This window comes from Mycobacterium sp. NPDC051804 (genome assembly GCF_044452905.1).
Lineage (GTDB): Bacteria > Actinomycetota > Actinomycetes > Mycobacteriales > Mycobacteriaceae > Mycobacterium.
Map to the genome: position 1 here is coordinate 76,424 of NZ_JBITCD010000008.1, position 21,731 is coordinate 98,154.

Consider the following 21,731-nt stretch of genomic DNA (forward strand, 5'->3'; position numbering starts at 1 on the left):
CAACCCTTGCGAGTCGGGGCGCTCCTTTGAGCTGAACCGTTAGGCGTTGCCTGCGAGCTTCTCGCGCAGAGCCGCCAACTGGGCATCGCTGGCGAGCGAACCGCCGGCGGCGGGCTCGCCCGAACTCGACGATCCGTTGGACGACCGCGGAGCCTCCGCGGCAGCTGCTGCCTCGGCCGCGGCGAATTTCTCCATCTGCGCGGTGTGCATCTTGTGGCGACGCTCCGCCTCGGCGTAGCGCGACTCCCACTCCTCACGCTGCTTCTCGAAACCCTCGAGCCATTCGTTGGTCTCGGAGTCGAAGCCCTCGGGGAAGATGTAGTTGCCCGCCTCGTCGTAGCTGTCGGCCATGCCGTACTTCGACGGGTCGAACTCCTCGGTGTAGTCCTCGTTGGCCTGCTTGAGGCTCAGCGAGATGCGGCGACGCTCCAGGTCGATGTCGATGACCTTGACCATCGCGTCGTCGCCGACCTGAACCACCTGGTCCGGGACCTCGACGTGACGCTCGGACAGCTCCGAGATGTGCACCAGACCCTCGATGCCCTCCTCGACGCGGACGAACGCACCGAACGGCACCAGCTTGGTGACCTTGCCCGGAACGATCTGACCGATCGCATGCGTGCGGGCGAAGTGACGCCACGGATCTTCCTGCGTCGCCTTGAGCGACAGCGAAACCCGCTCGCGATCCATGTCGACGTCGAGCACCTCGACGGTGACCTCGTCGCCCACCTGGACGACCTCGGACGGATGGTCGATGTGCTTCCAGGACAGCTCGGAAACGTGCACCAGGCCGTCGACACCGCCGAGATCGACGAACGCGCCGAAGTTGACGATCGACGAGACGACACCCTTGCGGATGGCGCCCTTCTGCAGCTGGTTGAGGAACTCGCTGCGCACCTCGGACTGCGTCTGCTCCAGCCAGGCGCGGCGGCTCAGCACCACGTTGTTGCGGTTCTTGTCGAGCTCGATGATCTTGGCCTCGATCTCCTTGCCGATATACGGCTGCAGATCGCGGACACGACGCATCTCGACAAGCGACGCGGGCAGGAAGCCGCGCAGGCCGATGTCGAGGATCAGGCCGCCCTTGACGACCTCGATGACGGTGCCCTTGACGGCCTCGTCCTTCTCCTTGAGCTCTTCGATGGTGCCCCAGGCCCGCTCGTACTGAGCGCGCTTCTTGGACAGGATCAGGCGGCCTTCCTTGTCCTCCTTGGTGAGGACCAGGGCTTCGACCTCATCGCCGACGGAGACGACCTCGTTGGGGTCGACGTCGTGCTTGATGGAGAGCTCACGGGAAGGAATGACGCCTTCGGTCTTGTAACCGATGTCGAGCAGGACTTCGTCACGGTCAACCTTGACGATGGTCCCCTCGACGATGTCGCCATCGTTGAAGTATTTGATGGTTTTGTCGATGGCGGCAAGAAAGTCCTCGGCCGAGCCGATGTCGTTGACGGCTACTTGCGGCGAGGTGACGGAGGGACTTGGCATGTGGTGGGTTGCTCCGGACAGGTTTGGTCGTAGGGACAGTGATTGTTATTGGGTGTTCCCGGCGTGGACGGGCAGTAAGCCCACGAAAAACCACAAACAGGTACCCGTAGAGGTTACTCGACTGGGTACATGCTGGACAAACCCGGTCCAGGAAGCCCTCGCGCGGCCCCATCCTTGATTACCCTGCCTACGTGGCATACGCCGGTCCTCCGCAGCAGCCCTGGTCGATTCGACCACCCTTCGAGCGCAAGATTCGACAAGTCGGAGCACCGCTGGGCGTGCTAATCCTGCTCGGCATCCTCGCGGGGCTGATCGTCATCGGGCTGACCGCCCTGAATCCGGTGGGGGCATCGGTCGGATTCGTGCTGTCCGGGGTGGCGATCGGCGTCGTCGTCTTCGCCTACATCTGGCTTGACCGGTGGGAACCGGAACCGCCCCGCCTGCTGATTTTCGCGTTTCTCTGGGGAGCGTCGGTCGCCGTGATCCTGTCGGTGATCATCGGCCTCTTCCTGGACGCGCTGATCCAACAGCCCGGGTCGGAGGACAACGCGTGGGTGTCGATCGCGATCGGCGCGCCCGTCATCGAAGAGGCCGCCAAGGGCGCTTTTCTGCTGCTCATGATGACTGGCCGGCGACGCAACGAGCTCAATTCCCTGACCGACTGCCTGGTGTACGCGGGCTTCGTCGGCGCCGGTTTCGCCTGGCTGGAGGACATCCTCTACATCGCAGGCGGCGAGACACTGGGCGACTCCCTGCTGACAGCGGGCGTCCGGCTGATCATGGGCCCGTTCGCGCACTCGCTGTTCACCACCATGTTCGCGATCGGCGTCTGGTTCGCCCTGCAGAACCGCAATCCGGTCGCAAAGTTCTTCTTCATCCTGCTCGGGTACGCCGGGGCGGTCATCATGCACGGTCTGTGGAACGGCTCGTCGGTGATCGGGCCCGAGACCTACCTGGCGGTCTACGTCTTCTGGATGGTGCCGGTCTTCGTATTCGCGATCGCGCTTGGGGTACGCAGCCGCAAGAAAGAGCAGCGAATCGTCGCCGAGAAACTCCCCGGCATGGTGGCCGCCCAACTCGTCACGCCCAGTGAGGCGACGTGGCTGAACTCGATCAAGAATCGCAAGCTGGCGATCGCGCACGCGAGTCGAACCGGCGGTAAACCGGCAGGCAAAGCGGTCAAGGCGTTCGCCGCCCAGGTCGTGGAACTGGCCTTCGTGCGCGACCGCATCGACCGCGGTTTCGGCGACGAGCGCATCTACGCGATGCAGACCGAAGAGGCGCACCGGGTCCACGCCGCGCGCCTGGAAACGCCCGCGCTGGCCGGACTTGTAGGGTTCAACGCTCCGCCGGTGAGGTAAACCGTTTGCCGCGTTGCTTGCAGGCCGGGCTTTTTCGACTCCAGGCGGCTACGCAATGTCAGCCTGACGGCGCCGGCATGGATATATATGCACGAACCGGCTGTCAGGGTGACATTGCGATCGGCCCGCGACGGCGCTGTTCCTGCACCGCTCGATCCGCTCTTTCGCGCTAGTGCGCTGCGGCGTCCCAGCTTCGGCCGTAGCCGACGGAGACCTCCAGCGGGACGTCGAGCGGATAGGCGTTGCCCATCTGCTCGCGGACCAGCTTCTCGACCACGTCGCGCTCACCATCGGCGATCTCGAACAGCAGCTCATCGTGCACCTGTAGCAACATCCGCGACTTCAGCTTCGCGTCCTTGAGCGCGTCGTCGACGTGGATCATCGCGACCTTGATGATGTCGGCCGCGCTGCCCTGGATCGGTGCGTTGAGCGCGGCGCGCTCGGCTGCCTCACGCACGTTTCGGTTGCTGCTGTCCAGCTCCGGCAGGTAGCGGCGCCTACCGAACACCGTCGACGTGTAGCCGTCCTTGCGCGCCTGGTCGACGACGTCGCGCAGGTAGTCGCGGATGCCGCCGAACCGGTCGAAGTACTGCTCCATCTGTTCTTTGGCTTCTTCGGTGCTGATCTTCAGCTGGGCGGCCAGACCGTAGGCGCTCAGCCCGTAGGCCAGGCCGTACGACATCGCCTTCACCCGGCGCCGCAACTCCGCGGTGACCTCGTCGATCGGCACGCCGAACGCACGCGACGCCACGAACGAGTGCAGGTCCTCGCCGGTGTTGAACGCCTCGATGAGGCCTTCGTCCTTGGAGAGGTGCGCCATGATCCGCATTTCGATCTGGCTGTAGTCAGCCGTCATCAGCTCGGCGTAACCCTTGCCGACGACGAATGCGTCGCGGATCCGCCGGCCCGCTTCGGTGCGGATGGGGATGTTCTGCAGGTTCGGCTCGGTCGACGACAGGCGGCCCGTCGCGGCGATGGTCTGATTGAACGTTGTATGGATGCGGCCGTCCGATGCCACCGCGTTGAGCAGCCCGTCGACGGTGACCTTGAGCCGCGTCGCATCGCGGTGGGTAAGCAGGTGCTGCAGGAACGGATGCCCGGTCTTGTCGAAGAGACCCTGCAGCGCGTCCGCGTCGGTGGTGTAGCCGGTCTTGGTGCGCTTGGTCTTCGGCATCTCCAACTCGTCGAACAGCACGACCTGCAGCTGTTTCGGTGAGCCGAGGTTGATCTGCTTGCCGATGACCCCGTAGGCCGCCTCCGCGGCGTCGCGGATCTGGTCGGCGAACTCGCTCTGCAGTTCGGAGAGCTGCTTCAGGTCGACGGCGATACCCGCCGACTCCATCTCGGCGAGCGCCCGCTGCACCGGCAGCTCCATGTTGCCCAGTAGCGACGACGAGTCGATCCGCGCCAGCTCTTCATCCAGTGCGTCGGCGAGGTCCATCACGGCACTCGCGCGGAGGATCACCGTCTGCACGGCCTGCTCGTCGACGCCATCGCTGTCGTCTAGCAGCGAAAGCTGTTGCTGCTCAGGGGTATCCGCGCGGAGTTCGCGTTTCAGATACCGCAGCGAAAGATCGTCGAGCGCGAAACTCCGCTGACCCGGCCGCACCAGGTACGCGGCCAGTGCGGTGTCGGAGGTGACCCCGGCCAGCTTCCAGCCGCGACCTTCGAGGTCGTGCATCGCCAGCTTGGCCTCATGCAGCGCCTTCGGCTGGCTCGGATCGGCCAGCCACGACGCGAGCGCCGCCTCGTCGTCGGCCTGCAGGGTCGCGGTGTCGAGATAGCGGCCGTCACCGTCGGACGCGACGATCGCCAGCGCGGTCGCGTCGGCGTCGAACGCCAAATGGGTACCGACGACGGCCATCCCAAATCGCTTGCCGGATCCGTGTTCGGCCAGCCAGCCCGTCAGCTCGCCGGCTTCGAGCGCGCCGCCGCGCACGTCGAAGCCTTGGTCGACCTCGGGGTCCGCGGAGGCCAGCGTGTCGAACAGCCGGTCGCGTAAGACCCGGAATTCGAGATCGTCGAACAGCCGGTGGATGTGGTCGCGATCCCACGGCTGCATCCGCAGCGTGTCGGGCGTCTGGGCCAGCGGCACGTCCTTGACCAGCTCGGTCAGCTCACGGTTGAGGACCACACCCGACAGGTGCGCCCGCAGCGCGTCACCGACCTTGCCCTTGACGGTGTCCACCTGGTCGACCAGCGTCTGCAGCGACCCGTATTCGGCGATCCATTTGGTGGCCGTCTTCTCCCCCACACCCGGGATGCCGGGCAGGTTGTCGCTCGGGTCGCCGCGCAGTGCCGCGAAGTCCGGGTACTGCTGCGGGGTGAGCCCGTACTTCTCCAGCACGGCCTCCGGGGTGAACCGGGTCAGCTCGCTGACCCCCTTGCGCGGATACAGCACGGTGACGTCGTCACTGACAAGCTGCAGCGCATCCCGGTCACCGGTCACCACCAGAACCCGGTGACCCTCGTCCTCGGCCTGCGTCGCAAGCGTCGCGATGATGTCGTCGGCCTCGAACCCGGCCTCCGCCAGCACCGTGATGCCGAGCGCGCCCAGGACCTCTTTGGTGATGTCGATCTGGCCGCGGAACTCGTCGGGCGTCGACGATCGCCCCTCCTTGTACTCCGGGTATTTCTCCTTGCGGAACGTCTGTCGGGATACGTCGAACGCTGCCGCGATGTGCGTGGGCTGCTCGTCGCGCAGCAGGTTGATCAGCATCGCGGTGAAGCCGTAGACCGCATTGGTGGTCAGACCACCCTGGGTCTTGAAGTTCTCGGCGGGCAGCGCGTAGAACGCCCGGAACGCCAACGAATTGCCGTCCAGCAGCATCAATGTCGGCTTTTCGGTTGCCTTCTCAGTCGTTGCGCTCGCGGTCACGGCCCTACTCTATGCACCGCCGCCGACACGCTGTAGCCGCCGACGCGCTAAATCTGTCGAGCCCCCGGTGCCCCAGGTCCGGGCGTCGAACCGGGCGGCGGTGGCCCCAGCTGTCCGGTCCGGATCCAATCGATCGCCATGTCCGTCGGATTTTGCGGGTCGACGAACACCGCGAGCGTCATCTCCGGTTGAACCCGTGCGATGTGCATCTGGGCGACGACCTCATCGAAGACAGCGCCGTAGGGCGGAGTGCGGTCCTCGCGCTGCACTTGCACCTGAATCCGCAGGACCGGCGACATGTTCATATAGGACCCGACCTGCCAGACGCCTTCGACGGTGACGGTGGCGGGGACGCCGCCGCCGTTCGTCAGCTGCGAATGGCGCAGCATCTTCACGCCGATCTCACTGGCATCGGCGGCCTCATGACTGCGGTTCGGGATGTCCCCGATCTGGCCGAAGAACGACGACGGGCGGCCCTGCGACGCCAGGTACTGCTTGTTGGCGCCGTACATTCGGGCCCAGTCCTTGAACGGGTTTGGCATACAGACCAACCTCGATCAGTAGCCGAGGAACTTGCGAAACTGCTGACCGACGGCCATCGACTGGCCCATCCGCTGCACCCAGCCGTCGAGCGCGGCCTTCGTGTCCGCCGGATCCCAGCCGCGCTCCTGCGACAGGGTGATCATTCCGGCCTCGTCGTTGATGCCGCGGGCCTGGGCGTCACGGGCCAGCTCGGCGTAGTCCTGCAGCGAGATGCCGTTGATGGGCTGCCAGATCGGATCGTCGGTCGACACCGAGCGGGTCGACGGGCCGCCGAGTATGGCGGGGTCGATCAGTCCAGCGCCTTTGACGTGGACCTGTCCGTCGTTCTGCGGCGGTGCGAATGCCTGACTTGCCTGCTGTGCGGCCTGCTTTGCCTTGTCGAAGAATCCCATTGATGGCCTCCAATTTCGTGGGCTCCGCCTCATTGGCAGCGCCGATGCATTCAGTACAGACCGTGGCCGCGGCTACCGATCCCAAGTAGCGATCCGCCGCAGACAAGGCCGACCAAACTGGAACACGTTTCAGTTCCGCGGCCGGTTTCGTTAGGCTGACCGCGTGTCAGCATCTACTCAGCCCGCGGTCGACGGGTGGTTCGCCACCGACGAATCAGGCGGCGCCTATTTGATCGGCAGCAAGTGCCACCTGTGCGGGACGTTCGTGTTCCCCCCACGTGCCAACAACTGCCCCAATCCCGCCTGTGAAGGCGACGAGTTGGCTCAGGTACCGCTGTCCCGTCGCGGAACACTGTGGAGCTACACCGAAAATCGTTACGCCCCACCGCCCCCGTATCCGTCACCGGATCCGTTCGAGCCGTTCGCCGTGGCCGCCGTTCAGTTGGCCGACGAGGGCCTGATCGTGCTGGGCAAGGTCGTGGAGGGCACCCTGGCGGCCGATCTGAAGGTCGGCATCGAGATGGAACTGACCACCATGCCGCTGTTCGTCGACGACGACGGCATCGAACGCGTCGTGCACGCCTGGAGGATCGCGTCATGAGTCCGGATCCGGTGTACATCCTGGGTGCGGGAATGCACCCGTGGGGTAAGTGGGGTCGCGATTTCACCGAGTACGGCGTCGTCGCCGCCCGCGCCGCACTCGCAGAAGCGGGCCTGGACTGGCGCCAGATTCAGCTCGTCGCGGGTGCCGATACCATCCGCAACGGCTATCCGGGATTCGTCGCGGGCGCGACGTTCGCGCAGAAGCTGGGATGGAACGGCGTTCCCGTCACCTCGAGCTACGCGGCATGTGCGAGCGGTTCGCAAGCGCTGCAGAGCGCGCGCGCCCAGATCCTCGCCGGGTTCTGTGACGTCGCATTGGTGATCGGCGCGGACACCACACCCAAGGGCTTCTTCGCCCCGGTCGGCGGCGAACGCAAGAACGATCCCGACTGGCAGCGCTTCCATTTGATCGGCGCTACGAACACGGTGTATTTCGCGCTGCTGGCGCGGCGGCGTATGGACCTCTACGGCGCGACGCTCGAGGATTTCGCCCAGGTGAAGGTCAAGAACGCCAAGCACGGACTGGACAATCCGAACGCGCGCTACCGCAAGGAGAGCTCGGTCGACGACGTGCTGGCCAGCCCGGTTGTCTCGGATCCGCTTCGGCTGCTTGACATCTGCGCGACGTCCGACGGCGCGGCCGCGCTGATCGTGGCCAGCAAATCGTTCGCCGAGAAGCATCTCGGGTCGCTCGAGGGTGTGCCCTCGGTGCGCGCAGTAAGCCTTCAGACCCCGCAGTATCCGCAGCATCTGCCCGAATTGCCGGACATCGCCACGGATTCCACCGCGGCGGTGCCCGCGCCCGATCGCGTGTTCAAGGATCAGATCCTCGACGCGGCCTACGCCGAAGCCGGCATCGGACCTGAGGACCTCAGCCTCGCAGAGGTTTACGACCTGTCGACCGCGCTGGAGTTGGACTGGTACGAGCACCTCGGACTGTGCCCCAAGGGTGAGGCGGAGAAGTTGCTGCGCAGCGGTGCAACGACGATCGGCGGCAAGATCCCCGTCAACGCGTCCGGCGGCCTTGCCTGCTTCGGTGAGGCCATCCCGGCCCAGGCGATCGCGCAGGTCTGCGAGCTCACCTGGCAGCTCAAGGGTCAAGCCACCGGCCGTCAGGTCGAGGGTGCCAAGGTCGGCGTCACCGCGAACCAGGGATTGTTCGGACACGGCTCCTCGGTGGTCGTCGCGCGCTAGCGTCCGTGTCTCGTTCGCGCGAGCGTGCGTGTCTGAGGCCCACACGCCGTCCCTTAGCCGAAGTTCGCGCACGCTCGGACGTCGACGGACGAGTGGCGAGGGTTACCCTGCGAATATGCCGGAAGACTGGGCACCCGACGCCTGCACGCTGCCAACGCCGGAGCGTCCTCTGCGAGTCGCGGAATTCGATGACTTGTTTACCTGGGTCACGCGATCCGAGCGAGTGAGCGGTCTTCGGTTGGATCTGACGATTCCGTCGAGCGTCGAGTCAGCCGCGCGCGATCTGGCCCGTCGCGAGTCCGAGTGCTGCTCGTTCTTCACCTTCGATTTCGAAGCAACTGGCGACGACGTGGTGATGCACATTGGTGTGCCGTCGAGCCAGATGGAGGTTCTCGACGCCATCGAGCGTGCGATAAGTCAGTAATCAACGCGGCGTGTCGGCCGCAGACACGCACGCTCGCGGCGCTGGACCTCAGGCGACGCCGAGATAGGCGGCACGAATACTGTCGTCCGCCAACAGTTCCCGCGCATCACCGGTGCGGGTGACTTCGCCGGTCTCCAGAATGTAGGCGCGGTCGGACCGGCTCAGCGCCTGCTGCGCATTCTGTTCCACCAGAAGGACCGTGGTGCCCCCGGAGTTGATCTCGGCGATGATCTTGAAGATCTGCGATATCACCATCGGCGCCAAGCCCATCGACGGCTCGTCGAGCAGCAGGACCTTCGGTCGCGCCATCAGCGCCCGACCGATCGCCAGCATCTGCTGCTCACCTCCGGACAACGTCCCGCCGACCTGACTGCGGCGTTCCGCCAGCCGGGGGAACGTCTCCAGAATCCAGTCGAGTCGCTCCCGGTGTTCGGCCTTGGAAGCAAACTTCCTTCCATAGCAACCCATTTCAAGGTTCTCAACGACCGTCATACCTGGGAAAACACCGCGACCCTCCGGGGCCTGCACCAAGCCTTTGATGGCCCGCTGGTGCGCCTTGACCCTGGAGATGTCCTGTCCGTCGAACCACACCGAACCCGACGTCAGCGGCAGCAGGCCCGAGATGGCCCGCATCGTCGTCGTCTTGCCCGCGCCGTTGGAGCCGAGCAGTGTCACCAGCTCGCCCTCGCGCACCTGCAACGAGATGCCGTGCAGCGCACGGATCCGCCCGTACTGCACGACGAGGTCGCGCACCTCGAGCAGCACCGGCCGTTCGTCATTCGCTGTCGTCATCGGGAACTCCCAAATACGCCGCAATGACCTTGGGGTCCTCGCGGATCTCGGCGGGCAGACCGTCGGCGATCTTGCGCCCGAACTCCAGCACGACGATCCGGTCGGTCACCCCCATGACCAGCCGCATGTCGTGCTCGATCAGCAGCACCGTGTAGCCGTCGTCACGGATCTTCTGGATCAACTCGATCAGCGCAGCCTTCTCGCGGGGGTTGAAGCCAGCGGCGGGCTCGTCGAGGCAGAGCAGCTTCGGCTCGGTGGCCAGCGCTCGCGCGATCTCCAGCCGCCGCTGATCACCGTAGGGCAGGTTCTTGGCCTTCTCCTCGCCGCGATGGGCGATACCCACGAAATGCAGCAGGGCCGCCGAACGTTCGATCGCCGAGCGCTCCTCACGTCGATGGCGCGGCGTGCGCACCAGCGCGCCCGGCACCGAGGTGAAGTGCCGTGCGTCCGTGCCGACCATGACGTTCTCCAGCGCGGTCATCTCGCCCCACAACCGGATGTTCTGGAACGTGCGCGCGATCCCGCGGCGGGTGATCTGGTGGCGCTTGATGCGGCCCAATGGAGCACCATCGAACGTGACCGTGCCGGAGGTCGGCCGGTACACCCCGGTGATGGCGTTGAAGCAGGTGGTCTTGCCCGCGCCGTTCGGGCCGATCATGCCGAGGATCTCGCCGCGACGGATGTCGAACGTCACCGAATCGAGCGCGGTGAGGCCGCCGAATTTGACCGTCAAATCCTTTGTCTGCAGGAGTGTTTCGCCCTCGGCCGCCTCGATCTCGCGGTGGACCCCTGCCAGCTCCTCGATGCTCACTTCGCCGACTCCTTCTCCGGCGACCGCAGGAACTCGCGTGCGGCTTTGCCGTACGCGAGCAGCTGCTGACGGGCCGGGAACAAGCCCTGGGGCCGGAAGATCATCAGCGCCACGAGTGCCATCCCGAAGAACAGGTATTTCAGGTCACCGAGGTTGATCCCGAGCAATTCAACGCCGAGAAGACGGTTCGGCAGGTAGACGATGATGAACGCGCCGAACACCACGCCTAGTTTGTTGCCCTGCCCGCCGAGCACCACCGCGCACAGGAACAGCATCGAGTTGATGATGTTGAACGTCGGCGGCGCGACGAACTGCACTTGGCCGGCATACAGCGCACCGGACAACCCGCCGATCGCGGCGCCGATCACGAACGCCCATAGTTTGAACTTGAATGTGTTGACACCCATCACTTCCGCGGCGTCCTCGTCCTCACGGATGGCCACCCATGCGCGCCCGACCCGGCTGCGCTCCAAGTTGCCGACCAACAGCAGGATGATGACGATCATCACGATGCCCAGCCAGAACCACCACGTGCCGTAGTTGGCGTCGCCCATCGAGTTCCCGCTGGAGAACACCCCATCGGGCAATCGTTCGGTCTGCCCCACGCGCGGATAGGCCACCTCGTTGAGGCCGCGGGGGCCGTTGGTGATGTCGGCGAGGTTGTCGGCCAGCAGCCGGATGATCTCGCCGAACCCGAGCGTGACGATGGCCAGATAGTCGCCACGGAGCCGCAGCGTTGGCGTGCCGAGGATCAGGCCGCTCAGCGCCGTGATGGCCATCGCCAACGGGACACACGCCAGCCATGCCCAGGCCTCGTCGAACCATCCCGTCGGACCGAGCCTGTTCCACGGGCTGTTCGGGCTGGTGAGCAGGGCGACGGTGTAGGCGCCGACGGCGTAGAACCCGACATATCCGAGGTCCAGCAGACCGGTCTGGCCGACCACGACGTTCAGGCCGATGGCGATGATCGCGACCATCGCGAACTGCGCCATCGTGCCGCCGAAACTGATGTTGGGCGTGTTCAGGAACGGCGGCGGGAACAACGGCAGCAGGGCCAACAGCCCAAACCCGATGACACCGAATCCCCACTTCTGCACGCGGGACAGCCGATCCCACCACTGACGAAGACCGTCGCCCGGCGCCATCAGCTTGTCGGACAGACTCATCCGCTTCTCGCTGGCGCTCATGCTCTTGCCTTCCCGAGGCTTTCACCGAGTATTCCGGTCGGCCGGATCAGCAGCACCAGAACGAGGAGAACGAACGCCACCACGTCACGCCACTGCGTACCGAACACCGCCTGCCCGTAGTTCTCCATGATGCCGAGTAGCAGGCCACCGAGCAGTGCGCCACGCAGGTTGCCGATACCACCGAGGACCGCAGCCGAGAACGCCTTGATGCCGAGCAGGAATCCTCCGGAGTAGATGATGCCCTGAGGCACTTTGAGCGTGTACAGCAGCGCCGCCGCCCCGGCGAGCAGACCGCCGAGCAGGAACGTCGTCATGATGATGCGTTCGCGCGAGACACCCATCAAGGTGGCGGTGGTGGGATCCTGCGCGACAGCGCGGATTCCGCGGCCGAACTTGGTCCGGTTGATCGCCATGTCGGTCAGCAGCGCGAAGGCCAACGCGGAGGCCACGATCACGAGCGTGACGTTGGAGACCGTCGCACCGAAGATCGTGAACTGAGTCTTGGGCTGCATCAAGATGATCGGTTGCTGGGCGTTGCTGCCGCCGTAGCCTTTGAGCAACTTCGGCAGCACGAAGTGGACGAACTCCTGCAGCACGAACGACATACCGATGGCCGTGATCAGGAATGTCAGGGACCGTGCCCCGCGTTTTCGCAGCGGCCGGTAGGCGATGAACTCCAACCCGACGGCCGCCGAACCTGACACCAGCATCGCGAAAAGCATTGCGGTGCCCAGGTAAAGCACCGTGAGCGCGACACCCTTCTCGTAGTCGTTGCCGCTAGGGGTGAAGCCCAGGATGATGTCGAGGCAGAAGTACGCACCGAACATGCCGAGCATGAAGATCTCGGAGTGCGCGAAGTTGATCAGCCGCAGCACGCCGAACACCAGCGTGTAGCCGACAGCCACCAATGCATAGATCGCGCCCCACGACAGGCCATCGATCGTCAACTGCCAGAAGCCGTTTCGCAGGCCGTCGAGATTGAAGTTGATGTTGGCGGCCAGGCAGGCGTACTGCGCTCCGTGATCCACGCACTGGGAAATCATCGGGCGGCGGCTCCTCGCAAAATCACTGTGCGAACGAGAACGCGTCCGAGCCGTATGGTCTCGGACGCGTCTCGGTCAGCTCCTACTGGACCTTGTAGATCCAGATCAACGTCGTGGTCAGCTCGCCCGTCGGGGTCCACTGGTACTTGCGGCCAACCCCCTGGCCGTCGTAAGTACGCACGAACTCCAGCAGGTCTGGCCGCGTGATCTTGCCGGAGTCGATGCCTTTCAGCAAGATCGCGCCCAGATCGTAACCCTCGACGCTGTACGTCCCTGGCTCCTGGTTGAAAGCCTTCGTGTATTCCTCGGCGAAGGCGCCGGTGGCCGGACCGCAGGGGCAGGCCAGGATCGCGTCCTTGGACGCCTCACCGGCCTGCTTGACGAACTCGGGATCCTTGGTGCCGTCGGCGCTCACGAAGGTGCCCTCGAAACCACCGTCCTTGAGCTGCTGGACGAGCGGAGCCGCCTCGGCGTAGTACCCGGCGAAGAACACCGAGTCCGGACTGGCCCCCTTGATTTGCGTCACCGCGGCGGAGAAGTCCTTGTCGCCCTTCTTCACCGAGATGTTGCACGCCGAATCGGCTACCGGGCCGAGTGTTTCACGCACCGCCTGGGCGAGGCCCAGACCGTAGTCGGTGCTGTCGTCGACCACACATACCTTCTTGTGGCCCAGCGTGTTCTTCAGGTAGTTGGCGACCGACGGCCCCTGCACGCCGTCATTGGCCAGCCCGCGGAAGAAGGTCTTCCATCCCTTTTCGGAAAGCGTGACGTTGGTGGCCGATGCGGTGGCAGCCACCAGGCCGGCCTGGTTGAACACGTCACCGGTGGCGTTGGTCTCGCCAGAGAAGGCAGGTCCGATCAGGCCGATGGTGAAAGCGTCGTTGATGATCTGCGGTGCGACCTGCGTGGCCTTCTGCGGATCGCCTTCGGTGTCGAACGTCTTCAGCTGCACCTGGCAGCCGGGGTTGTTGTCGTTGTGCTGGTCAACAGCGAGCTGAATGCCATTCTTGATGTTGATGCCCAGCGCCGCGTCCGGGCCGTTGAGTGCGCCCGCCATGGCGATGGAAACCGGTGGGCATTGAGCGTTGCCGTCACCCGCCGGGTTAAGAGGTGTCACACCTTCGGCGGGCTTGACCTCAGTGCCGTTTTCGTCAATCTGGACCTGCTCGACGATCTTCAGGTCAGTGGGTGCCGCGCCGTCCTCGCTCGGCTCGGATTGTTGTTGGCAGCCGGCTATGCCGAGCACCACCAAACTTGCGCTACCGATAGCAAATGCTTTCCGTGCCACGCGACCGCGCACGCTTCACCTCCGGGTCAATTTTTTCGTCGGCATCGGCGGCCCTTCCCAGGTCGGCGGCGTCGGCGATGCTTCGGGACGACCATAGCCAACACATGGCTGCGGTGCGTGATGTTGACAAAGGGACCGTGTTGATCTGGTGTGCGATCGGCGCAAACTGCGGTGTCGGAAACGAACAATTAACGGTTGGCGGGGTCAATCGCTAGTTCGGCGGGGATGCGTCCCCGGACGTGTCGAGCGTTTCCAGCACGACCTCGGCGACGCGCTTCATGGTGGTCCGGCGATCCATGGCGGCGCGCTGGATCCACTTGAACGCCTCAGGCTCCGTCATCCCCTGGTTGGCCTGCAGCAAACCCTTGGCACGCTCGACGAGTTTCCGGGTCTCCAGCCGGTCCGACAATTCGGCGACTTCCTGCTCGAGCGCGGCGATTTCACCGAATCGGCTCACCGCCACCTCGATGGCGGGGATGAGATCGTTGATGTTGAACGGCTTGACCAGATATGCCATGGCGCCGGCGTCGCGAGCACGCTCGACGAGTTCGCGCTGGCTGAACGCGGTGAGGATCACGATCGGGGCAATCCGCTTGCCCGCAATCTCCGACGCCGCATCGATGCCGTCGCGACGAGGCATCTTCACGTCCATGATCACCAGGTCGGGCTTCAGGCTTTCTGCCAGGTCGACAGCCTCCTGCCCGTCGCCGGCCTCACCGACGATTTCGTAGCCTTCCTCGCGCAGCATCTCGGCCAAGTCCATCCGAATGAGGGCTTCGTCTTCAGCGACGAGTACGCGGCGTGGTTTCTCGTTGCCGGTCGGTGACTCGGGAGGGGCTGCCATGGAAGACATTGTGGCGGTAGCGGCCGCGGTCAGCGACCTCGGGGGCATCCTCTATGGTTGAAGGCCGCTGCGTTGCCGACGCGCGAACGCCCTCGTATCCCAATTGGCAGAGGAAACGGATTCAAAACCCGTCCAGTGTGAGTTCGAGTCTCACCGAGGGCACCAGAACGTGCGATTGTCGCACCGCTACATCGCCAGCGTGATGCTCGCTATGGTCCCGGTATGCCCCTGCATCACGTTGATCCGAACGAGAAGCGCAGTCGCTGGTATATAGCTACGAACAACTTTGGCCGTTCGCGCGCCGGAATGTTCTTAGCACGCCACTTTTGGCCCCGCATCGACCCGTGGTTGTTTCGCGCAACCGGCGGCCGTTATCCATGGATCCTGGGCGGCGCTGCCACCGCCCCGTTGATGACTACAGGTGCGAAATCGGGTCAGCCGCGCGAGGTGCAAGTCACTTACTTCAACGATGGACCCGATGCGATCCTGATCGCGTCGTACGGCGGAGGGCCTAAGAACCCACAGTGGTATTACAACTTGAAGGCACACCCCGAGTGTCAACTCGGTGACGAGAACTTCTTGGCGACAGAAGTCACAGATCCGGACGAGTACGCGCACCTATACGCGCTTGCCGAGAAGGTCTATTCGGGCTACACGGACTATCGCGTCAAGACGGTGGCGATTGGCCGTCATATTCCCGTTCTTCGGCAGAGGCGGCGATAACGACAGACTCCGCAGCGGAAATCCATCGCGCGCACCGGTTTGGCCCCACTGAGGAGGCCCTGAACTTCACCGCTGCTTTGCGCAATCCTGCTGCGGATCACCAGGACGGTGATCCGCAGCAGGTACCCCTCGTTTTATGCTGCGATGAAGGGGGCTGGAACGAGCGACACGCGACGGCTTCCCCCGTATACACCGCCGCCGGCCGACCTGTCCCAGCTGGACAGGATGATCACGCGGCTGTCGTCGTCCGCAAGTACCAGCAAATTGCCGACGTACGAGTGACTGATGCCAGTCGGCTCTGCGGCAACCATCCGTTTGGCCTGATATCGCATCAGCGGATGGTCCCCGACGGGCCTCATGGCCACTCCTCGTTCTGTCCCGCCTCGAGCACTTCACGGGATCTGCGATTGAATTTATCGCACCGCCACGAATCCCGTACAGATTACTGACAGAGAAGTTCATAATCGCTTGCCATAACCCAGATATGCGAACTCTCGGCCTAACGCCGACTCGGTTGTCTCTTCATCCATTCGTGCATTCATGTGCAAATTTAGCAAAGTATTGACGGGCTATCAAAGGAGCTGTCAAGCGGGACGAGAGAACACTGCGCCTCCTCAAATACGCAGCTAGAGGCGCCTCTTATGAGATCCCGTCTGTCTGATGCGTGCGTCGCTACGCACACAATCGCGATCTTGATTAAATCCGGCAACACCGGCGCGTATCTACAATATCCGCGGGTCACCTTTTCAATACGCGGTGTAACGATAAGACGCCTAACAGGTGTGAATTCAAGTCTCGGTAATCACGCAGACTTCGGCTCTTTATGACGGCGTCGGGCCGGCACGCCGCGACGGATCTCGGAGGCGTCCCTCGGCGTGATGTTGTGATATGCGCCGAGAAGACGCCTCTGGCGGTCGGCGTGTTCCAAGCAAACGCTCTACCGGGAACGCATTGCTGTGGCCCATCCGCGAAGCAAAAGAAAAAGTCCAAATAACGAAGCCCCAGCGACGCCTTCGCCGCACGCAAAAACCGCAGGTAGCTGCCATTTCGCGACTAGTCTTGCTGTCGTGGCAATGAAAGCCCGGCCGGTGTGCGTGCCAGACGTGGCGGTGGAGCGGCGCGGCCCCGGCCGCACCCGCCTCCTCTCCGAGAGAGCCGCCCGGCACCGGCGCGTGCTGAACGTGACCGCCATGATCAGCGCCGCCATCACCGCGTTCTTTGGCATCCAGGGAATCCTCATCGGTCAGGACTGGTGGGTCACTGCCATCAACCTCGCGAGCGCGGTTGCCTACATGATGATTCCGCGACTGTGCGGCATGGGGGAACTCGTCGCTCCCCTGGTGTTTTTCGTCGTCTCCTACCTCACCATCACGGTGCTCTGCGTCTATCTGGGCACGGGCTCGGGGTTGCAGTTCTATTTCGTGGTGGCCGCCGCGATCGTGCTGGTCGTCCTCGGCCCGGACCATATCGTCTTGGCCTCGATATTGGCCGCGATCGGAGCCGCGACGGTGATCGCGCTCGAATACTTCGTGCCGAATGACACAGGCACTCAACCGCCGTGGGCGTTCAAGACCTCGTTCGCGCTAACCGTCATCACCGCCTGGATCCTTGTCGTCGCGACAATCTGGTTCGCGTTACGCGAGATCCGCCGTACCCGAGAGGCGATGGAGGCGGAGTACGAACGGTCCGAGCAGCTGTTGGCCAACATCCTGCCTGCGACGATCGCCGAGCGGCTCAAGGACCCGTCGCGCAATATCATCGCCGACAAATACGACGACGCCTCGATCCTGTTCGCTGATATCGCCGACTACACCAAACGCGCGAGTGACACCACGCCGAGCGACCTCGTGCGATTCCTGGACCGGCTCTACACCGACCTGGATCTGCTCGTCGACAAACACGGTCTGGAAAAGGTCAAGACCAGCGGCGACTCATACATGGTGGTCAGCGGGGTGCCAGAGCCCCGGTCCGACCACATCGAGGCATTGGCATGCCTGGCGCTGGACATGGCCGACGCCGTCGCAGACCTCAAGGACCCCAAGGGACGCGCGGTGCCGCTGCGAATCGGCCTGGCAGCCGGGCCAGTGGTGGCCGGTGTCGTCGGAGCACGAAAGTTCTTCTACGACGTCTGGGGCGACGCCGTGAACGTTGCGTCTCGGATGGAAACCACCGATGTCGAGGGCCGGATTCAGGTACCTCAGGACGTTTACGAGCGCCTGAACCACGCATTCGTGCTCGAAGAGCGTGGCGAGGTCGACATCAAAGGCAAGGGCGTCATGCAGACCTGGTACCTGGTCGCGCGTCGCGACGACGACGCCGTTCGAAGCGCGGTCGAACGGGGCGCCGCCGCAACGCTTTAGCCGAGCGCTGCAACGGGCGCCCGCGCCAGCAACTCGAGCAGTGCGTCCGTGACCTCGCCGGGCCGCTCCTCCATGATGTAGTGATCGCCGCCGGCGAGGCGGGTGAGGGTCGCCCCGGGAATGCGTTCCGCCAGCTGGCGCGCCGTCGCAAACGGAATGTAGCGATCACGATCACCCCAGATCACCGCAGTCGGACAGTCGATCCGGCCAAGGCCGTCAGCGAGTTCCGGCACCGCAGGCAGGTGGTAGTTGACGAAGAACTCGACGAATGTCCGCCGGCCTCGCGCGGTGTCCAGCCAACCGAGGTATTCGTCTTCCAGTACGTCGTCGAAACAACCCAGCCCGCGATACGGGCTGAGAGCGACGTGGTGGATCCGCCGCAGTGGCAGTCTGCGGAGAACTGCAGGCGCATGCACGGCGGCCCAGCTCTGGCCCTGACTGAAGCGATAGAACCACGGACGAAACACGTTGTGCGCACGCGTATTAAGAAGTGCGAGCCGCATGACACGGTTGGGGTTGCGGAGCACGTAACCGAGACCGAGAAAGCCACCGTAATCGTGCGCGATGAGATTGAAGCGGTCCAGCCCAAACGAGTCGGCGAGCCTGCCGATGTGTTCAACCTCGTTGTCGTACGTCGGCGGGAGCGTCGGTGCGTCAGCGCGACCGAAGCCCGGCCAGTCGACGGCGATGACTCGATGATTCTCGGCCAACGCCGGAATCTGATGGCGCCAGCACGATGCGCTCTGCGGGTAGCCGTGCAGCAGCAAGACGGGCTCGCCTTTGCCCACGTCGACGACGATGCCATTCATTTTGTTCAAACTAGTATAAAATTCGACTTGTGACTAGAGCTGTCCCCCGGCGCCGCGGCCGGCCGCGCGCTTACGACCCCGAAGTCGCGCTGCAGCAGGCCCGAGACACCTTCTGGCGCAACGGGTTCGCCGCCACATCGATGGACGACCTCGCGTCAGGGATGGGGATGAATCGCCCCAGCATCTATGCGGCCTTCGGGGACAAGCGCGGCCTGTACCGAGCTGCCGCAACTGACTACGCCACGTCGAGCCGAGCCTGGCTGGAATCCGCACTGACGAGGGAGCGGGCGTTGCGCGACGAGCTCACTTCGATTTACCGAGACGCCCGCGACTTCTACCTCGCGGGTGATGATGGCCCTCGGGGCTGCTTTCTCATCGGCACCGCGGTCACCGAGTCGAGAACAGACGGTGACGTGGGAGACATCGTCGAAGCGACGATGTGCGGCTTCACGGCCATGTTCACAAAACGGTTCGAGCGCGCCGAGCGCGACGGGGAGCTCTCGCCGTTCGCGCCCGACGCGCTCGCACAGATCGCGACCGCGACGTTGAACACTCTCGCCATGCGTGCCCGCACAGGCGCACAACGCGAGGTACTCGATGAGCTGATCGAAGCCGCCGTCGGCCTGATCTGCCGACCTCGCGCCTAGACCTTGCGGTTCTCCGACTTGATCAGCCACGCCAGCTTCTCGAGACCGTCGATGAGCTGGTGCAGGATGTCAGCGGTGCTGGGATCCTCAGCGTCCACGGCGTCATGCACGGTGCGCAGGGTCTCGACGGTCGCATAGATGCGATCGGCGATCAGGTCGACGACCTCGCCGGTGCTGTGTTCGTACGGCGGGAACTGCGGCAGCGTCGTGCCGGCAGTAACGGTGTCCGACCGCCCATCCGGAACAGCCCATAGCGCGCGCATCCGCTCGGCGACGGTGTCGCTGGCTTCGCGCGCGAAGTCGACGAGCTCATCGAGCTGCAGGTGGAGGTCGCGGAAGTTGGTGCCGACGACGTTCCAATGCGCCTGCTTGCCCTGCAGGTGCAACTCGATCAGGTCGACCAGAACCCGTTGGAGGTTACTGCTCAGCTCGGGCGATGCCTGGAATCCGTGTACGTCTGTATCAGTGCGTCGATTTGTACCCATGTACCGGTCAACGCCCGCCAAACTGGAATGACTCCAGATTAGCCTGTGACTGTGCTCACAACTTGCTGTCTAGTTGCTGGTCCTGCTTGTCGAGCAGGCGGGCGTACCCGGCTCCCATGCCGAGCAGGATCAACCCGACGACGATGAAGACCGCGACCCGGAAGATCCCGTCCAGTGTGCCGAGATCGAAGAGGAACAGCTTGGCCATCGCGGCCGCGACCAGCGCTAGTCCCCCGCCGATCGGCAGGGACCGAGTGGCTCGCGGCAACCGCGCCGCGTATATGAACAGCGCCGCCGCCATCACGATCCAGCAGATCGTCGCGGCCATGTGCCCGGCGAAGAAGCCGCGTTCCTCGCCGCCAATGAGTACGCCCGCGGTGACGGTGAAGGTGGTGATCGCATACGCGGCCACCACGGCAGCGCCGGCCCACATCGCCGAATCGGGACCGTCCAAGCTCCAAACGATCACCACGACGAACGCGATCAACAACAAACTGGCGATCAGCGTGGATACCGCTGTCGCAGTGGAGGTTTCGCTTGCATAGATCAGCAGTCGGGGTGGCGCGTAGCTGAGATAGAACGCGGCGCCGACGACGGCCACCCCCAGCGCCACCCAGCGCGCCATCGCCTCGCGACGCGCCGCGACGGCCACGACGATCGCCATGGCCAGCAGTATCGGTCCCGCGACGTAACCGTCGAACGCGACCAGCACCGCGATCGTCGCGGAGATTGCCGACAGAGCCGCCCAGATCGGACGCACCGCGCCGTCGACACCGGCCACGCGGCCACCGATGAGCACGATCGCCAGCAGCACCGCCGCGAGGACCACCGCCATCAGCGCGGCGACCACCCGGTCGGCGACGAGTGCCACGCACAGCACGGGCAGCACCCCCGCGCCGGTCACCAGCGCCATCAACACACGATTCGAAGTGCGCGGCAGCAGGATCAGCGCGGCGACGATCGCCAGTCCCGCCCCGATAGCGCATGCCGCGACCAGCCAGGGGTCGCGACGGTCGTCGAAGCTCAGTGCCAGCAGGGCGATGAGCAGTGGAAATGTGCTGGCCGCGATGCGAGCGCAATGCAGCCAGATCCAGTCCTTGCCCAGCTGCGCCGGCAGCGATACTGCGGCGAGCGCCAGCATGAAGCCGACGAGGAGCAGCGTGATGCCGTCTGTGACTATCGGCGCCAGCACGATCAGCGGAACCAGCACCAACACGCCGAGCTGCTGTGAGTCCCAGCGCCGGGCCAAGGTCAGCCCGCCACCGCCGATGATCGCCGCTGCGATGAGGCCGACGGGGGCGGACACCCAGCCATAGATGGTCGTGACCGCGATGACGTCTATGTAGGCCGCGGCGATGCCGGTCGCGGCCAGAGCGATGGCGCCGACGCGGCCACCGGGCCGGCGGTACAGCCAGGCCGCAACCCCGACCAGCGCAGCCGCGAGCAGGGCACCTCCCGCCACCCGGATCTCGGGACGCAAGATGCCTGCTTGCGCGGCCAGCACGACGAGCAACACGACGCCGATCAGCGTGACGGCCACACCGGCGACGGCGAGGAGCTTGCCGATCCAGCCCTCGTCGCGCTGCGGCTTCTGCACGACAGGCGACTGCGGTGCAGCGACGGACGGCGCAGCGACCGGCGGCTGGTACTGCGGCCAGTGCGGCACCGGGTACGGCTGGGGTTGCGCGACGGGGTAGGCGACCGCGGACGGGTCCGGCTGTTCGGCCAGCAGGCGGTCCAGTGCGCTGAGGTCCGCCGAGACCCGTGCCATGTACTGCGATATCGCCGAGAAATCGGCGGAAACCCGGGCCAGGAGGGCGCGTTGTTCGGTCATGGCTGCCATCGTGGCAGGCGGATCA

Annotated in this window: 21 protein-coding genes and 1 tRNA gene; 8 read left to right on the forward strand and 14 right to left on the reverse strand. The window is 64.5% G+C overall.

The window, feature by feature from the left end:
- Positions 1-39: 39 nt before the first annotated feature.
- Positions 40-1,488 carry a 30S ribosomal protein S1 gene (gene rpsA, locus ACIA48_RS29245; protein ID WP_396739666.1) on the reverse strand — a complete coding sequence of 483 codons (1,449 nt, stop codon included), beginning with the start codon at positions 1,486-1,488 and terminating at the stop codon, positions 40-42.
- Positions 1,489-1,679: 191 nt separating this feature from the next.
- Between rpsA and ACIA48_RS29250 the strand changes: the two genes are divergently transcribed.
- Entirely contained in the window at positions 1,680-2,849 is a 1,170-nt protein-coding gene (locus ACIA48_RS29250; RefSeq protein WP_396739667.1) for a PrsW family intramembrane metalloprotease, read from the forward strand.
- A gap of 169 nt (positions 2,850-3,018) precedes the next feature.
- Here the strand turns inward: ACIA48_RS29250 and polA are convergent, their stop codons facing one another.
- The 3 genes from polA to ACIA48_RS29265 all read right to left on the reverse strand — a co-directional run bounded on the left by polA (position 3,019) and on the right by ACIA48_RS29265 (position 6,662).
- A complete protein-coding gene (gene polA / locus ACIA48_RS29255; RefSeq protein ID WP_396739900.1) occupies positions 3,019-5,679 on the reverse strand; it encodes a DNA polymerase I in 2,661 nt (886 codons plus the stop codon).
- Positions 5,680-5,774: 95 nt separating this feature from the next.
- Positions 5,775-6,269: a hypothetical protein gene (locus ACIA48_RS29260; RefSeq protein ID WP_396739669.1), complete on the reverse strand. Its 495-nt coding sequence runs from the start codon at positions 6,267-6,269 to the stop codon at positions 5,775-5,777.
- Positions 6,270-6,284: 15 nt separating this feature from the next.
- Positions 6,285-6,662 (reverse strand): hypothetical protein, encoded by a 378-nt coding sequence (locus tag ACIA48_RS29265; RefSeq protein ID WP_396739670.1) that lies wholly within the window; start codon positions 6,660-6,662, stop codon positions 6,285-6,287.
- A gap of 163 nt (positions 6,663-6,825) precedes the next feature.
- Here ACIA48_RS29265 and ACIA48_RS29270 point away from each other — a divergent pair, with 163 nt between their 5' ends.
- From ACIA48_RS29270 to ACIA48_RS29280, 3 genes are all read left to right on the forward strand, one after another.
- Positions 6,826-7,263: a Zn-ribbon domain-containing OB-fold protein gene (locus tag ACIA48_RS29270; RefSeq protein WP_396739672.1), complete on the forward strand. Its 438-nt coding sequence runs from the start codon at positions 6,826-6,828 to the stop codon at positions 7,261-7,263.
- Entirely contained in the window at positions 7,260-8,459 is a 1,200-nt protein-coding gene (locus ACIA48_RS29275) for a lipid-transfer protein (RefSeq protein WP_396739674.1), read from the forward strand. Before ACIA48_RS29270 ends, ACIA48_RS29275 begins: the two co-directional genes overlap by 4 nt.
- 115 nt (positions 8,460-8,574) lie before the next feature.
- Complete coding sequence (locus ACIA48_RS29280) at positions 8,575-8,883, forward strand: hypothetical protein (protein WP_396739676.1); 309 nt, start codon at positions 8,575-8,577, stop codon at positions 8,881-8,883.
- Positions 8,884-8,931: 48 nt separating this feature from the next.
- Here the strand turns inward: ACIA48_RS29280 and ACIA48_RS29285 are convergent, their stop codons facing one another.
- The 6 genes from ACIA48_RS29285 to ACIA48_RS29310 all read right to left on the reverse strand — a co-directional run bounded on the left by ACIA48_RS29285 (position 8,932) and on the right by ACIA48_RS29310 (position 14,848).
- Positions 8,932-9,675, reverse strand: a complete 744-nt coding sequence (locus tag ACIA48_RS29285) for an ABC transporter ATP-binding protein (protein WP_396739678.1) — start codon at positions 9,673-9,675, stop codon at positions 8,932-8,934.
- The gene (locus tag ACIA48_RS29290) at positions 9,659-10,486 is read right to left on the reverse strand and encodes an ABC transporter ATP-binding protein (protein WP_396739679.1); all 828 of its coding nucleotides are present in this window, start codon (positions 10,484-10,486) and stop codon (positions 9,659-9,661) included. Before ACIA48_RS29290 ends, ACIA48_RS29285 begins: the two co-directional genes overlap by 17 nt.
- Complete coding sequence (locus tag ACIA48_RS29295; protein WP_396739680.1) at positions 10,483-11,673, reverse strand: branched-chain amino acid ABC transporter permease; 1,191 nt, start codon at positions 11,671-11,673, stop codon at positions 10,483-10,485. The genes ACIA48_RS29290 and ACIA48_RS29295 overlap by 4 nt, the downstream gene beginning before the upstream one ends.
- A complete protein-coding gene (locus ACIA48_RS29300; RefSeq protein WP_396739682.1) occupies positions 11,670-12,716 on the reverse strand; it encodes a branched-chain amino acid ABC transporter permease in 1,047 nt (348 codons plus the stop codon). The genes ACIA48_RS29295 and ACIA48_RS29300 overlap by 4 nt, the downstream gene beginning before the upstream one ends.
- An 82-nt stretch (positions 12,717-12,798) precedes the next feature.
- Positions 12,799-14,016, reverse strand: a complete 1,218-nt coding sequence (locus ACIA48_RS29305; protein ID WP_396739684.1) for a branched-chain amino acid ABC transporter substrate-binding protein — start codon at positions 14,014-14,016, stop codon at positions 12,799-12,801.
- A 199-nt stretch (positions 14,017-14,215) separates the two neighbouring features.
- Positions 14,216-14,848, reverse strand: a complete 633-nt coding sequence (locus tag ACIA48_RS29310) for an ANTAR domain-containing response regulator (RefSeq protein ID WP_396739686.1) — start codon at positions 14,846-14,848, stop codon at positions 14,216-14,218.
- 88 nt (positions 14,849-14,936) lie between these two features.
- Between ACIA48_RS29310 and ACIA48_RS29315 the strand changes: the two genes are divergently transcribed.
- Positions 14,937-15,013: transfer RNA gene (locus tag ACIA48_RS29315), tRNA-Leu, on the forward strand.
- A 57-nt stretch (positions 15,014-15,070) separates the two neighbouring features.
- Positions 15,071-15,571, forward strand: coding sequence for a nitroreductase/quinone reductase family protein (locus tag ACIA48_RS29320; RefSeq protein WP_396739687.1), 501 nt, complete (start codon positions 15,071-15,073; stop codon positions 15,569-15,571).
- A gap of 134 nt (positions 15,572-15,705) precedes the next feature.
- Here ACIA48_RS29320 and ACIA48_RS29325 read toward each other — a convergent pair whose 3' ends face one another.
- Positions 15,706-15,930, reverse strand: a complete 225-nt coding sequence (locus tag ACIA48_RS29325) for a hypothetical protein (protein WP_396739688.1) — start codon at positions 15,928-15,930, stop codon at positions 15,706-15,708.
- 714 nt (positions 15,931-16,644) lie between these two features.
- Here ACIA48_RS29325 and ACIA48_RS29330 point away from each other — a divergent pair.
- Positions 16,645-17,931 carry an adenylate/guanylate cyclase domain-containing protein gene (locus ACIA48_RS29330; protein ID WP_396739902.1) on the forward strand — a complete coding sequence of 429 codons (1,287 nt, stop codon included), beginning with the start codon at positions 16,645-16,647 and terminating at the stop codon, positions 17,929-17,931.
- Here ACIA48_RS29330 and ACIA48_RS29335 read toward each other — a convergent pair.
- The gene (locus ACIA48_RS29335; protein WP_396739690.1) at positions 17,928-18,740 is read right to left on the reverse strand and encodes an alpha/beta fold hydrolase; all 813 of its coding nucleotides are present in this window, start codon (positions 18,738-18,740) and stop codon (positions 17,928-17,930) included. The genes ACIA48_RS29330 and ACIA48_RS29335 overlap by 4 nt on opposite strands.
- A 29-nt stretch (positions 18,741-18,769) precedes the next feature.
- Here ACIA48_RS29335 and ACIA48_RS29340 point away from each other — a divergent pair, with 29 nt between their 5' ends.
- Positions 18,770-19,387: a TetR/AcrR family transcriptional regulator gene (locus tag ACIA48_RS29340; protein ID WP_396739692.1), complete on the forward strand. Its 618-nt coding sequence runs from the start codon at positions 18,770-18,772 to the stop codon at positions 19,385-19,387.
- On the opposite strand, the gene ACIA48_RS29345 is transcribed toward ACIA48_RS29340, so the two are convergent.
- Positions 19,384-19,872, reverse strand: a complete 489-nt coding sequence (locus ACIA48_RS29345) for a Dps family protein (protein ID WP_396739694.1) — start codon at positions 19,870-19,872, stop codon at positions 19,384-19,386. The genes ACIA48_RS29340 and ACIA48_RS29345 overlap by 4 nt on opposite strands.
- A 55-nt stretch (positions 19,873-19,927) precedes the next feature.
- Positions 19,928-21,706, reverse strand: coding sequence for a DUF2339 domain-containing protein (locus tag ACIA48_RS29350; protein WP_396739696.1), 1,779 nt, complete (start codon positions 21,704-21,706; stop codon positions 19,928-19,930).
- Positions 21,707-21,731: the final 25 nt, after the last annotated feature.